A 12934-nucleotide genomic window follows, 5' to 3' on the forward strand; every position below is an offset into this window, starting at 1 on the left:
ATGGCACAGGGCACGGGACACGGCGACAATGGAAGTGGCGATAGATCGCCCGAGGAAGCTGCGCTTTCCGAACGGCTCGGAAGTCTTAATCAGCGGTTGTCCGAAATTCGCGACCGCAGGATCAAGACCGAGCAACCCGCAGGTGACGGTGGAGACGGAGCGGCCAGAGCCTCGGCGATGGCGCTTGGTTTCCGGTTATCCTCCGAGTTGATCGCCGGCGTCGTTGTCGGAGCGGGGATTGGCTGGGGGTTCGACCGCTTGCTGTCGACGTCGCCTTTCGGATTTATCGCGTTCACGCTGCTCGGCTTCGTGGCCGGCGTCGTGAATGTGGTGAGATCGGCGGGCGCGGGTCAAAACAGGCGCGGTGGTTCGTAGCCCCTCTGGCCAGAGCAATTGATCGTGCCGGCCTCGCCGGTACGGGCCGGCCCGGCCGGCCGACCGAGACCAGCCGGCTAGCCCGGCAGACCGAGAGATGCCGCGCGGATGACAATCGACCCGATCCACCAGTTCAACATCGAGCCTCTCTTCACGATCGGCCATATCGGCAATCACACGATCGCCTTCACCAATTCGTCGCTCTACATGCTCGTGGCGGTCGCGGTGATCTCCATCCTGATGCTCGCCAGCGGCACGCAGCTCGTTCCCGGGCGCCTGCAGTCGGTCGCCGAAATCTCCTACGAATTCGTCGCCACCATGATCCGCAGCAACGCCGGCGCGGAAGGCATGAAGTTCTTCCCGCTGATCTTCTCGCTGTTCATGTTCATCTGCGTCTCGAACCTGGTGGGCATCATCCCCTACACCTTCACGGTCTCGAGCCACCTGATCGTCACCGCGGCGCTCGCGCTGCTGGTCTTCTTCACCGTCCTGATCTACGGCGTCTACAAGAACGGCCTGAAATTCTTCAAGATTTTCGTTCCCCACGGCGTCCCCGGCTACATCCTGCCGCTGGTGATGTTCATCGAGATCCTGTCCTTCTTCCTGCGCCCGGTCTCCCACAGCGTCCGTCTCTTCGCCAACATGCTGGCGGGCCACATCGCGCTGAAGGTGTTCGCGGGCTTCGTCGCCATGCTCGGCGTCTCGCTCGGCGCCATCGGCTGGATCGGCGGCGTGATGCCGCTGGCGCTCACGGTCGCGCTCACAGCGCTGGAACTCCTGGTCGCGTTCCTCCAGGCCTACGTGTTCGCGATCCTGACCTGCATCTACCTCAACGACGCCCTTCATCCCGGACACTGAGCGGTCCGGGGAATTTCCCACCCACAACGCAATCTTTCTTCCAAGGAGTCTAAAATGGATCCGGCAGCAGCAAAACTTATCGGCGCGGGCATCGCGTGCATCGGCATGGGCGGTGCGGGCGTCGGTGTGGGCGTGATCTTCGGCAACTACCTCGCCGCAGCGGTGCGCAATCCGTCGGCTGCTCAGGGCCAGTTCGGCAACCTGATCTTCGGCTTCGCCGTGACCGAAGCGCTCGGCATCTTCTCGCTGCTGATCGCGCTGCTGCTGCTGTTCGTTCCGCTCTGAGAACGACGTTTTTCGCGCCGTTCCATGCTTCAATGGGACGGCGCGCCTGACAGCAACAGGAGATCTCCATGGCTGAGAGTCATGGCGGCGCAAAAGGTCCGACGGCGGGCGCTCACACCGAGGCTGACGGTGGTCACCACGGTGGCGGCTTTCCGCCGTTCGAGAGCAGCACCTTTGCTTCGCAACTGGTGTCGCTCGCGATCTTCTTCGTCGTTCTTTATGTAATCGTGTCCAAGCTCGCTCTGCCGCGCATCGGCGGTGCGATCGAGGCGCGTCAGAACAAGATCGAGGGCGACCTCGCCGAAGCGCAGAAGCTGAAGGACCAGTCCGACGCGGCGCTGAAGGCCTATGAAGGCGAGCTCGCGTCGGCGCGCGCGCGGGCTCAGGCGATCGGCAACGAGACCCGCGAAAAGCTGAATGCGCAGGCGGAAGCCGAGCGCAAGGCGCTGGAAGAGCAGTTGGCGGCCAAGCTCGCCGGGGCGGAGAAGACCATCGCCTCGACCCGCGAGACCGCCATGAGCAACGTCCGCGGCATCGCGGCCGATGCGGCCGGCACGATCGTGCAGCAGCTCTCGGGCGTCGTTCCGGATGCGGCGTCGGTCAAGGCCGCGATCGATGCGTCCCTGAAAGGTTAGTCGATATGTTCCTCGAACCTGAGTTTTGGGTCGCCGTCGCCTTCGTGGTCCTGATGGTGATCTTCGGCTATCTCGGCATCTTCAAAACCGTGATGTCGACGCTCGACAATCGCGCCGTCCGTATCAAGGCCGAGCTCGACGACGCAGAGCGACTCAAGCAAGAGGCCGCCAAGGTGCTCGCCGACTACAAGGCGCGCAGCGCCACGGCCGAGCGCGAGGCCGCCGACATCATCGCCAACGCCAGGGCCGAAGCCGAGCGCATCGCGGCCGAAGCGAAAGCGAAGATGGAAGACTTCGTCGCCCGCCGCACCAAGACCGCGGAGGGCAAGATCGCCCTCGCCGAGGCCCAGGCGCTGGCCGACGTCCGTGCCGCAGCCGCGGAAGCCGCCGTCCAGGCCGCCTCGACGATCCTGTCGCAGTCGGTCAAGGGCCAGGTCGCCGACGACCTGCTCGCCAAGGGCATCACCGAGGTTCGGCAGAAGCTGAACTGAGGGCGTCGCCTTCACCAATGAAAAAGCCGGCGCGAAAGCGCCGGCTTTTTTGTTTGATGGCAATCCATGAGGACTGAACTGCTCTCGTGTCCCGGACGCGGCGCGGCATGAAATGACGCGACGCAGAGCCGGGACCCATGCGCTCGTGACGACTGGGCCCCGGCTCTGCGGTGCACCGCTAAGCGCTGCACCGCGTCCGGGGCACGAGACCTACTTCTTCCGCGCTCTCGGCTTCGGTTCGGGCGACAGAGCCTGCGGGTCGAAACCGACATAGAAGATGTACGAATCGGCCACTGCGGCCGAGGGCATCGGATAGACGATATCCTCGGCGACGAAGGTGAAGGGCACGCTGCCGCCTTCCGGCAGCTCGACCGTGGTCCGGTAGGCCTTCGAGGCGATCACCTTCTCGCCGACGCCGCCCTGCACGACGGCGACGCGCAAGGGGACCTCGATCGAGCTCGGCGCGCCGGCGGGGCCCGCGATGACGCGGCCCTGGATGCCGACCCGCGCGGTGATCTCGCCTCCGTTGCGGACGCATTCGCGCGCCATCTTGGTGATGGTGGCCTGGAAGCGTACGTCATTGCCGACGGCCTGTTTGCCGGGGGCCGCGGCCGCATAAGTGGACGCGCCGGCGCGGACGGTGACCTGAGGACAATCGACGTCGTCATCGGCCGGCGGCTGGCCCGGGGCGGGCGCCGGCTTGGTCTCGGCAGGCGCGTCGGACTTGCCTCCGAACAGGCTCTTGAAGCGGTCGGTGAGCGACTGCGCCGCGACCGGCGAGACGGAAGCAAGCGCAACTGACAGCGCCAGCGCGATCACCGGACCTCGCCGCAGCGCATTCCGCGATGATCGAAGCTCCTTCACCATGAACGGCCGTACTCCATGACAATGTCCCGGCTCGAGGCCGGCTGGTTGCGCGTTATATCGTCAAAATCGGCGAACCCAAGGCAGGAAAGAGGGCGGCGAAGTCGACTTTGGCCGCATGGACGCCCGGCTCAGCCGCGGAAATCCTCGTGCAGCAGGCCGAACAGCAGGTGGTCCTGCCAGACCCCGTTGATGCAGAGATAGCGGCGCGCCAGCCCCTCGCGGGAGAAGCCGCATTTCTCGAGCACCCGGATCGACGGCGCGTTGGTGGGGATGCAGGCGGCCTCGACCCGGTGCAGGTTGAGTTCGCCGAACAGCGTCGGCAACAGCACCCGCAGCGCCGCCGTCATGTAGCCGCGATGGGCGTAGGGCTGGCCGACCCAGTAGCCGATGGTGCCGGCCTGCACGATGCCGCGCCGGACATTGGCGAGCGTGATGCCGCCGACCATGGCGCTGTCGAGCTCGCGGAAGATCAGGAACGGATAGGAGCGGTCGGCGGCGATATCCTCGGCATAGCGGCGCAGGCGGCGGCGGAAGCCGGACCGGGTGAGATCGTCCGAAGGCCAGATCGGCTCCCAGGGCGTGAGATAGTCGCGGCTGCTCTCGCGCAGATGGGCCCATTGCAGGAAGTCCGACATTTGCGGGGCACGCAGCAACAGCCCGTTGCCGCGCGGCGCGAGGGCGGCGGGTCCACTGGATGGCAGGCGAAAGAGGGCCATGGTGATGCTTCCGGGGGGCGGGGCGCCGTCGCGCGGCTCCTAATGCAGCCGTGCCTTGGCGCGCGCCCGGGTCAATCCTTCCGCAAAAGACACCGCCGTGTCCAGCCCCCTGCCGCTGCCCAATGCAACCACCGCGGGACGGCTCCGCGAAAGCAGTGCACGCGCCGCATCGCGCGTCGATTCGACATTGACGGCGTCGATCCGGGCCACCAGTTCCTGCACCGTCTGCGGCCGCCCATAGGCCAGCACGTGCCGGGCAAGCTGCTCGGCGCGCGAAGAGCAGCTCTCCAGCGCCATCAGGAGGCCCGCCTTCATCTGCGCCTTGGCCCGCGCCACCTCGGCTTCGGTGAGCGTCTCCACCGAATCATTCATGATGTCGACGACGACTTCCATCATCTCGGGCGCATCGGCCGGGTCGGTGCCGGTGTAGAGGCCGAAGAAGCCGGTATCGGCATAGGGCGCGTGGAAGGTGTAGATCGAGTAGCAGAGACCACGCTTCTCACGCACCTCCTGGAACAGCCGCGACGACATTCCGCCGCCGAGGACGTTGGTGAAGACCTGGAGCGAGAACAGCGACGAATCGGTCTGCGGCACGCCTTCCAGCGCCAGCGTGAGATGCGCCTGCTCGAGCTCGCGATGCACCACCTTGGCGCCGCCCTGGCCGAAGGTCGCCGCCTGCGGCTTCGGGCCCGCCGCCGCCTCGAAGCTCGCAAACCGCTTCTCGACCTCGGCGACGACCTGCTTGTGATCGACGGCGCCGGCGGCCGCCACCACCATGTCGGGGCCGCGGTAATGCGTCGAGAGATAGCCGCGCAGCATGTCGCGGTTGAAGCCGCGCAGCGTCTTCGCCGTGCCTAGCAGCGAGCGGCCCATCGGCTGGTCCGGATAGCAGAGCTCGTTGAGGTGCTCGAACACAACATCGTCGGGCGTGTCCTGGGCCGCGCCGATCTCCTGCACGATGACGTTCTTCTCGCGCTCGAGCTCCTCCGGCTCGAAGGCGGGATTGGCGAGGATGTCGGCAAGCACGTCGAGCGCGAGCGGCACGTCGGCCTTCATCACCCGCGCATAATAGGATGTCGTCTCGGTCGAGGTGCCGGCATTGAGGTCGCCGCCGACGGCCTCGATCTCCTCGACGATCTCGCGCGAGGAACGCCGCGTTGTGCCCTTGAACGCCATGTGCTCGAGCAGATGCGAAATCCCGTGCTCATTCGGCTTCTCGTCGCGGCCGCCGACGCCGGCCCAGACGCCGAGCGCGGCGGTCTCGACGTGAGGCATGTTGTCGGTGACGATGGTGAGGCCGGACGGAAGCTTGGAAATCTCGACGCTCATCCGGCTACTCCCTGTTTTGCGGCGCGGCTGATCGACAGCACGAACCGCTCGACCTCGGCCTGATCGTTCTTCATCACCTTCATGTGTTCGGATTTGGTCATCAATCCATCGAGCCAGGCCGGCAGTTGCGGCCGCTGGCCGCAGGCCGCCTCCACCGCATCGGGGAATTTGGCCGGATGGGCGGTGGAGAGCACGATACCGGGCACGGTCGTGTCGGTGGTGTCGCGGTCCGCCACCGCCAGCGCCACCGCGGTGTGGGGGTCGACGAGCTCGCCGGCCTCGCGCCACGCTGCACGGATCGCAGCCGCAGTCTCGGTTTCGTCGGCGCGTCCGGCGTCGAACTCCTCGCGGACCGCCGCGAGCATGGCATCGGGCAGGACGAAGCGCCCCGACTGTTTCAGCGAGTCCATCAGACGGCGCACCGCGGCCGCATCGCGCCGGCTCGCTTCGAACAGCAGCCGCTCGAAGTTCGAGGAGATCTGGATGTCCATCGACGGCGAGGTCGTGGCGTGCACCTCGCGCACCTCGTAGATCCCGGTCTTGAGCGTGCGCGCGAGGATGTCGTTGACGTTGGCGGCGATGTGCAGGGTCCGCACTGGCAGGCCCATGCGCTTGGCGACGTAACCGGCAAAGATGTCGCCGAAATTGCCGGTCGGGACGACGAAATCCACTGCGCGCGCCGGCGCGCCGACCGCGACCGCGGAGGTGAAGTAGTAGACCACCTGCGCCACGATGCGCGCCCAGTTGATTGAATTGACACCTGACAGCGCGGTCGCATCGCGGAAACGGTGATTGTTGAACATCCCCTTCACGAGCGCCTGGCAATCGTCGAACGTGCCTTCGATGGCGAGCGCGTGGACGTTGCCCGCACCCGTCGTCGTCATCATCCGCTGCTGCACCTCGGAGATGCGCCCGTGCGGGAACAGCACGATGAGATCGACATTCTCCAGCCCCGCGAACGCTTCGACCGCGGCGCCGCCGGTGTCGCCGGAGGTCGCGACCACGATTGTGGTACGCTCACCGCGCTTGGCGAGCACGTGATCCATCAGCCGCGAGATCAGCTGCATCGCCACGTCCTTGAAGGCGAGCGTCGGACCGTGGAACAACTCCAGCACGAACTGATGCGGCGACATCTGGCGCAGCGGCACCACCGCCGGATGGCGGAAGGTGGCATAGGCCTCGTTCGCCATGCGGCCGAGCTCGGCATCCGAAATCTCGCCGCCGGTGAACGGGCGGATCACGTCGACCGCGACCTCCCAATAGGGACGGCCGAAGAAGCCCGCGATCGTCTCAGGCGAAAGTTGCGGCCAGGTCACCGGCACGTAGAGGCCGCCGTCACGGGCAAGCCCGGTCAGCATCACGTCGCAGAAGCCGAGTTCGGGGGCCTCGCCCCGGGTCGAGATATAACGAGTCAAAACCGCCCTCCAAAGGCCGGCCCAAGACTGAGCTTGCGCCTTAAGCCTTTGATTTCATGATATTCCTAGTTCTTTAGCCAGAGGCTTTGTCGGCACCATAAAGTGTTTTGCGGCCTCGGGAAACCGCTTCCCGCTCCACGAGAGCGACCACGAAAAAGGGCTGCGGCGATGCCGCAGCCCTCTCTTGGAAGGTCTGTCGTTGACAATTGTGCAGACCGCTTTTGCCTCGTCGGGGTCGCCTACCCCTTGAACTATTCCCGCGAGCTTCCTTCGCCTGTCATCGGATCGTCAAGGACAAAAACGACGTGCCGCGGCAAATGTTCCTATTTTTCCCGACGCCCACTTGATCGCGACCGCCTGCAAGCCGGCACAGACCGCTGCCAATTTGCCGTTTTGTCCCGATCATTCGGGCAAGGTCAGGAACAAAGGCGGCGCCGGCTGATTGTGTCGGCGGACGGTGTCCGTCTTGTCCGACCGAAAAGCGGCATCGATCCCCGCCGACCGAGCCGGCTGCATCCCCGAGCAGCCGGTTCGGTCTCTGCGGAAATGTCAATTCATGCCGATTTCGACGGCGATCCGGATCAGGTCAGAATGGTTCTTGGCGCCAAGCTTCTGCTTGAGCAGGGACGTGGTGTTGGCGACCGTCTTGTAGGAGATGCCAAGCGCCTCGGCGACCTCGACAATCTTGTCGCCGCGCCCGAGCAGGCGGAGAATTTCGAGCTCCCGCGGCGTCATCTGCGAAGCCGGATTGGCCTTGATCGCGGCGCCCGAGAACGTCACGGCCTCGGCAAGCTGCGGCGAGATGAAATTGTCGCCCGCGACCACCTTGCGCACCGCCTTCAGCAGGATCCTGGGGTCGTCGCCCTTGGAGACATAGCCCTGCGCGCCGAGCTCGACCGCCCGCACCACGAAGGCCGGATCGTCGTTCATGCTGAACATGATGATCTTGGCGTCCGGGTCGTCCTTGCGGATCCGCCGCATCAGCTCGAAGCCCGAGACGTCCGGCAGGCTGATATCGATGACCGTCACGTCGGGACGCTTGCTGATATAGGCGCGATGGCCGGATTTGGCGTCGCTCGCCTCGTCGATGCGGATCGACTGATCCGAGGCGAACAGGGTCCGGCAACCGGACAGGACCACGGGATGGTCGTCGACGATCAGGACCCTGGTTGCGGGCTTGGCGGTATCTTGCATCGCGCGCTCTCGTTTTTTGAACTCATAAACCGGCGGGAACAAATGGAAAGAGAGAATCCCGCCATAACGCGTTAGAATTGACCTAATGTGGCAGCGGCTCTCCTTCAGGACACAACTCTTTCTCCCGCTCGGCGTGATGTTCATCACGGCGCTGATCATGGGCGGCGTGCTGCTGTACGCCTTCACGACCGGTCAACTGGCCGACGAGAACGAACCGGGACGGCGCTCGGCGGTTGTCATCGCTGCGGCATTGAACAATGCGCTCCGCGCCTCCGACAATCCGCAGCGGACGCTGGACGCATTCGTTCAGTCTCTGGACCCATCCTCCGATATCCAATTCCGCCCGGTGGAGGCGGGTCCCGCGCCTTCCCCGAAGGATGCCTTGCACGACCTGCATGGCATCCCGCAACGGTTCGTCGAACTCCTCACCATTCCGGATATCAATACCACATCTCCTGTGCTGATCGACGGCAAGCGTGTCGGCGACATCCTATTCCAGCCCGATCTGACGGCAGACGTGTTCGAAAAATGGGTGGCCTTCCTCGCGCTGGCCAGCTTCATCGCCCTGCTCACTGGGCTGACGGGAATCATCGCTTATATGTTCGCGGGATCGGCATTGCGGCCCCTGCAGAATCTTGGCGAAGGCCTGACGCGGATGCGCCGCGGCGACTACGCAAAGCCGATTCCGCTCGAGGGGCCACCCGAGATCCGGCAGGGCTGCGAGGAAGCCAATGCGCTGGCCCGCACGCTCGCACAATTCAGCCAGGACAATCGCGAGCTGTTGCACCGGCTGGTCTCGCTCCAGGACGACGAGCGGCGCGATCTCGCGCGCGAGCTGCACGACGAGCTCGGGCCGTTGTTGTTCAGCATCCGTGCCGGTGCGATCGCACTGATCGAGGCCGCGCAGGATGGAGCGGGAAATCTCGGCAGTTCGGCGCAAGACGTGCTGCAATCGGTCGAGACGCTCCAGCAGACCAACCGCCGCATCCTCGACCGGTTGCGGCCGCTCTACATCGAGGATCTCGGGCTCGAGACCAGCGTGCAGACGCTGCTCCAGAATTTCCGCAAGCAGGCGCCGCACCTCGCCTTGACGGCAACGATCGATCGGGCGCTCAACCAGATCGAGGGGCCACTGGCGCAGACCGTTTATCGCGTGATCCAGGAGGCGCTGACCAACGTTCTGCGCCACGCCAAGGCGAACAACGCCTATGTGCAGGCGACCATCGCCGGCGACGTCCTCGCCATCGAGATTTCCGACGACGGCCGCGGCTTTCCGGCCGATAACGTGTTCGGCCGCGGTCTGACCGGCATGCATGAGCGCGTGCGCGCACTCAGTGGATCGCTTTCACTTCTGCGCGCGGACGAGCGCACCTATGTGCGTTGCCGCCTCCCGGTGGGAGCGACGCGCGAGGCACCGGCATCCGGCTAGCATGCGCAGCCATCGGGCGAGTTCTGCCGCGCAGGCTCGCAGAGCGTGCTGTAGATCTTGCCTTCCGGGCTGAAGCGAAATGAGGCGTGAATGCGCAGCGAGCCTGCCACGGAATATTCGAGATCGACGCCGTAGGGCACCGGCGTGATCTCCTCCAGGCCGAAGCCGGCCGACGAGAACGTGTTGAGCTGCGACCGCCAATAGGTTTCGAGCTCGCCGCGGCCGCGATAGCGATGCGTGCCATTGCATGTGCATTCGAGCTGACCGTCATCCGCATACAGGTCGAGCAGTGTCGACAAGTCGCCCTTGCGACAGGCATCCACCCAATCGACGACAATTCCCATCTGGTCAAAATCGCTCACGCCCTTAATCCTGTCTGCCGCGGAAAATTTTGTGCCGTGTAGGCCCACCCTCGTGAATGCGCGCTGAATGGTAAACCCCGGGTGATTCCGGGTTCCGGCACGGAAACTTCGGGCCGGCTCAGCTCTGCCGCCGTCCCCTCACCCAGACGCCGAAGGCGATCAGCACGGCACCCGCGAGTGTGAACCAGGTGATGGCATATTGCAGGTGATCGTCCTTCAGATGCACGTCAAGCGGGCCCGGACGCGGAATCCCGTTCTCGGGCACCGGCTGCTCCAGGTCGACGTAGAACGGCGCGACCGTACCCCAGCCGAGTGAGCTCGCGATCACCAGATGATCGCGCGCGAACCACAGCCGCTTGTCGCGATTTTCGCCCGGCGTCAGCCACCCCGGCGCCTCGAGGAAGCGCAGGTATCCGGTGAGCGCGACCGGCTGCCCGGTCACGAGCTTCTTCACCGCGCGATCCTCGACGGACCGGTCCTGCATCGTGTTCTCGACGAAGCCCGCATCGATCACGACCATCTCGCCGGTCGAAAGGCGCGCTGGCAGGAAGGCCCAGGTGCCGGGACCCGAGGCGTCCTTGCGCACGGCGGAACCGGACGAGTAGACCATCGCATCCGGCAGCGGCGCGTAAGTCGCCGTGAAGCTGACGCGGCGGAACTCGTCGCTTGCAGGGCTCAGCGTGGGCCATCGCGCCGGTGGCGGCAGCGCGATCGGTGCGGCCGCGAGCCGTTCCGTCAACGCCGCGATCAATTCATGCTTGGCAACCCGGCGCTGCAATTGCCAGACGCCGAGCGCGATGAACACCGCCGCCATCGCGAGCGTGAACAGCGCGAAGCCGGCCACGCGAGGCTTGCGCGCGGTATCGTTCATTTCGCGCGGTCGATCAGCCGGCCGGGCGCCGCCTTGTGGTGAAATTGCAATGCGATCAGAAGCGACTTCATCGCGCGCAGCGGCAGCAGCGTGGTCGCGAGGATCAACGGCAGCCACAGCACCGCATGGACCCAGAACGGCGGCTGGTACTTGACCTCGACGACGAGCGCACACCCGACCACGATCGCGCCGGCAAGCATAATGATGAAGATCGCAGGACCGTCACCGGAGTCGATGAAGGCGTAGTCGAGGCCGCAATGCTCGCAAGAGGGCGCGAGCGTCAGGAAACCCGCATAGAGCCTGCCCTGGCCGCAGCGCGGACATTTGCAGGCGAGCCCGCGCATCGCGCTTTGCAGGACGGTGGTCTGGGGTTCGGGCGAATTGGCCGTATCGTTCATGATGGAGGAATCTATCACAGTTCTGCCGAAACCCAGTCGGCCTGAAAGCGAAAGGGCGGCCCTGCGGCCGCCCTTTCCAAGGTCGATCCGTTGCGGCGTCAGTGCGCGCCGTGGGCCATCGTCTCGGCGCCGCGTCCCCAGACGTAGATGCAGAGGAACAGGAACAGCCAGACCACGTCGACGAAGTGCCAGTACCAGGCGGCGAACTCGAAGCCGAGGTGCTGCTTCGGCGTGAAGTGGCCGGCATAGGCCCGCGCCAGGCAGACGATCAGGAACACGGTACCAACCAGCACGTGGAAGCCGTGGAAGCCGGTCGCCATGAAGAAGGTCGCGCCGTAGACATTGCCGGCGAATGAGAACGCCGCGTGGCTGTACTCATACGCCTGCACGCAGGTGAAGGTCGCGCCGAGCAGGATGGTGAGGATCAGGCCGTATTTCAGGCCCTGGCGGTCATTCTCGAGCAGAGCGTGATGCGCCCAGGTCACCGTCGTGCCCGAGGTGAGCAGGATCAGCGTGTTGAGCAGCGGCAGATGCCAGGGATCGAAGGTCTCGATGCCGTGGGGCGGCCAGGTGCCCGGCACGTTGCAGGCGCCGGCCTGGGTGCCGAGGCCGCAGCCGAACACGGCGTCGCGGGTGGCGTGGACGGCGTCGGCCGGGAACAGCGCTGCGTTGAAATAGGCCCAGAACCAGGCGACGAAGAACATCACCTCGGAGGCAATGAACAGGATCATGCCGTAGCGGTGATGGAGCTGCACGACCCGGGTGTGGTCGCCCTTGTACTGGGCTTCCTTGATCACGTCGCCCCACCAGCTCGCCATGGTGTAGATCACGCCGACGGTGCCGACGCCGAAGATGATCGGCGCGGCCGCGAACATGTGGTGCATCCAGGCGATCGCCCCGAACGCCATGACGAAGGCCGAGACGGAGCCGACCGCCGGCCACGGCGAGGGATCGACCAGGTGATAGTCGTGATGCTTGCCTTGCGCTGTGGCCATTGCCGTCTCTCTCCTCAATCCTGTGCCTGTCGGGCACTTATCCCCTTGGATCCAACCCCCGGACGAAGCCCGGCAATCAGAGATTTCCCTTGCGTTTGTCGCCCTCGCCCGATGCGAGCGGCTTCACCACCGGATCGCGCAGCGGGTAGAACGTATAGGACAACGTGATCGTGCTCAGCCCGTCATTGTCGTGATCGTCGACGATCGACGGATCGACATAGAACACCACCGGCATCTCCCGCTTCTCGCCGGGCGCCATGGTCTGCTCGGTGAAGCAGAAGCAGTTGATCTTCTGGAAATAGGATCCGACCGTCAGCGGCGCGACATTGTAGGCAGCCTGGCCGGCGGTGGTGCGCGCGGCCTGGTTGGTCACGGTGTAGTAGATCGTCGTGACCTGGCCGATATTGACCTCGACCTCGCTCTGCTCCGGCTCGAACTTCCAGGGCAGTCCGCCCGCGACATTGGAGTCGAAACGCACGGAGATCTTGCGCGCGATCGGTCCGGTGGCCGGCGCCGAAGTCGCGACCTGGGTGGTGCCGTTGAAGCCTGTGGCGCGGCAGAACCAGTTGTAGAACGGCACCGCGGCGTAGGACGCGCCGACCATCAGCGCAACCACGCCGCCGCAGATCGAAGCAACCACCACATCGCGACCCAGGCCGCGGCCGTTCGGCTTGGCGCTCACGTCTTGCGATATGGTCGGCTTCTGATCCATCA

16 protein-coding genes are annotated in these 12934 nt (G+C 65.1%); 6 read left to right on the forward strand and 10 right to left on the reverse strand.

Annotated features, from left to right (window positions below):
• From AYJ54_RS05210 to AYJ54_RS05230, 5 genes are all read left to right on the forward strand, one after another.
• Complete coding sequence (locus AYJ54_RS05210; RefSeq protein ID WP_063697090.1) at positions 1-375, forward strand: AtpZ/AtpI family protein; 375 nt, start codon at positions 1-3, stop codon at positions 373-375.
• A gap of 108 nt (positions 376-483) precedes the next feature.
• Positions 484-1233 carry a F0F1 ATP synthase subunit A gene (locus AYJ54_RS05215; protein WP_063697092.1) on the forward strand — a complete coding sequence of 250 codons (750 nt, stop codon included), beginning with the start codon at positions 484-486 and terminating at the stop codon, positions 1231-1233.
• A 54-nt stretch (positions 1234-1287) separates the two neighbouring features.
• The gene (locus AYJ54_RS05220) at positions 1288-1518 is read left to right on the forward strand and encodes a F0F1 ATP synthase subunit C (protein WP_007599451.1); all 231 of its coding nucleotides are present in this window, start codon (positions 1288-1290) and stop codon (positions 1516-1518) included.
• A gap of 68 nt (positions 1519-1586) precedes the next feature.
• Positions 1587-2153, forward strand: a complete 567-nt coding sequence (locus AYJ54_RS05225) for a F0F1 ATP synthase subunit B (protein WP_063697093.1) — start codon at positions 1587-1589, stop codon at positions 2151-2153.
• Between the two features lie 5 nt (positions 2154-2158).
• Positions 2159-2644, forward strand: a complete 486-nt coding sequence (locus AYJ54_RS05230) for a F0F1 ATP synthase subunit B family protein (protein ID WP_063697095.1) — start codon at positions 2159-2161, stop codon at positions 2642-2644.
• A gap of 210 nt (positions 2645-2854) precedes the next feature.
• Here the strand turns inward: AYJ54_RS05230 and AYJ54_RS05235 are convergent, their stop codons facing one another.
• The 5 genes from AYJ54_RS05235 to AYJ54_RS05255 all read right to left on the reverse strand — a co-directional run bounded on the left by AYJ54_RS05235 (position 2855) and on the right by AYJ54_RS05255 (position 8165).
• Positions 2855-3511 carry a hypothetical protein gene (locus AYJ54_RS05235; RefSeq protein WP_063697097.1) on the reverse strand — a complete coding sequence of 219 codons (657 nt, stop codon included), beginning with the start codon at positions 3509-3511 and terminating at the stop codon, positions 2855-2857.
• A 128-nt stretch (positions 3512-3639) separates the two neighbouring features.
• A complete protein-coding gene (locus AYJ54_RS05240; RefSeq protein ID WP_063697098.1) occupies positions 3640-4227 on the reverse strand; it encodes a GNAT family N-acetyltransferase in 588 nt (195 codons plus the stop codon).
• A 39-nt stretch (positions 4228-4266) separates the two neighbouring features.
• Positions 4267-5556 carry a M16 family metallopeptidase gene (locus AYJ54_RS05245; protein ID WP_063697100.1) on the reverse strand — a complete coding sequence of 430 codons (1290 nt, stop codon included), beginning with the start codon at positions 5554-5556 and terminating at the stop codon, positions 4267-4269.
• On the reverse strand, positions 5553-6971 hold the full coding sequence (gene thrC, locus AYJ54_RS05250; RefSeq protein ID WP_063697102.1) for a threonine synthase: 1419 nt from the start codon (positions 6969-6971) through the stop codon (positions 5553-5555). Before thrC ends, AYJ54_RS05245 begins: the two co-directional genes overlap by 4 nt.
• A gap of 549 nt (positions 6972-7520) precedes the next feature.
• Entirely contained in the window at positions 7521-8165 is a 645-nt protein-coding gene (locus AYJ54_RS05255) for a response regulator transcription factor (protein WP_063697153.1), read from the reverse strand.
• An 85-nt stretch (positions 8166-8250) separates the two neighbouring features.
• On the opposite strand from AYJ54_RS05255, the gene AYJ54_RS05260 reads away from it, so the two are divergent.
• The gene (locus AYJ54_RS05260; RefSeq protein ID WP_063697104.1) at positions 8251-9594 is read left to right on the forward strand and encodes a histidine kinase; all 1344 of its coding nucleotides are present in this window, start codon (positions 8251-8253) and stop codon (positions 9592-9594) included.
• Here the strand turns inward: AYJ54_RS05260 and AYJ54_RS05265 are convergent.
• The 5 genes from AYJ54_RS05265 to AYJ54_RS05285 all read right to left on the reverse strand — a co-directional run bounded on the left by AYJ54_RS05265 (position 9591) and on the right by AYJ54_RS05285 (position 12932).
• Complete coding sequence (locus tag AYJ54_RS05265; RefSeq protein ID WP_063697106.1) at positions 9591-9956, reverse strand: nuclear transport factor 2 family protein; 366 nt, start codon at positions 9954-9956, stop codon at positions 9591-9593. The genes AYJ54_RS05260 and AYJ54_RS05265 overlap by 4 nt on opposite strands.
• Before the next feature lie 118 nt (positions 9957-10074).
• On the reverse strand, positions 10075-10827 hold the full coding sequence (locus AYJ54_RS05270) for an SURF1 family protein (RefSeq protein WP_063697108.1): 753 nt from the start codon (positions 10825-10827) through the stop codon (positions 10075-10077).
• Positions 10824-11225, reverse strand: coding sequence for a DUF983 domain-containing protein (locus tag AYJ54_RS05275; RefSeq protein ID WP_063697109.1), 402 nt, complete (start codon positions 11223-11225; stop codon positions 10824-10826). The genes AYJ54_RS05270 and AYJ54_RS05275 overlap by 4 nt, the downstream gene beginning before the upstream one ends.
• Before the next feature lie 98 nt (positions 11226-11323).
• A complete protein-coding gene (locus AYJ54_RS05280; protein WP_063697111.1) occupies positions 11324-12220 on the reverse strand; it encodes a cytochrome c oxidase subunit 3 in 897 nt (298 codons plus the stop codon).
• A 76-nt stretch (positions 12221-12296) separates the two neighbouring features.
• Positions 12297-12932 (reverse strand): cytochrome c oxidase assembly protein, encoded by a 636-nt coding sequence (locus AYJ54_RS05285; RefSeq protein WP_063697112.1) that lies wholly within the window; start codon positions 12930-12932, stop codon positions 12297-12299.
• Between the last annotated feature and the right edge of the window lie 2 nt (positions 12933-12934).

Origin of the sequence: Bradyrhizobium centrolobii (assembly GCF_001641635.1) — a bacterium.
GTDB lineage: Bacteria > Pseudomonadota > Alphaproteobacteria > Rhizobiales > Xanthobacteraceae > Bradyrhizobium > Bradyrhizobium centrolobii.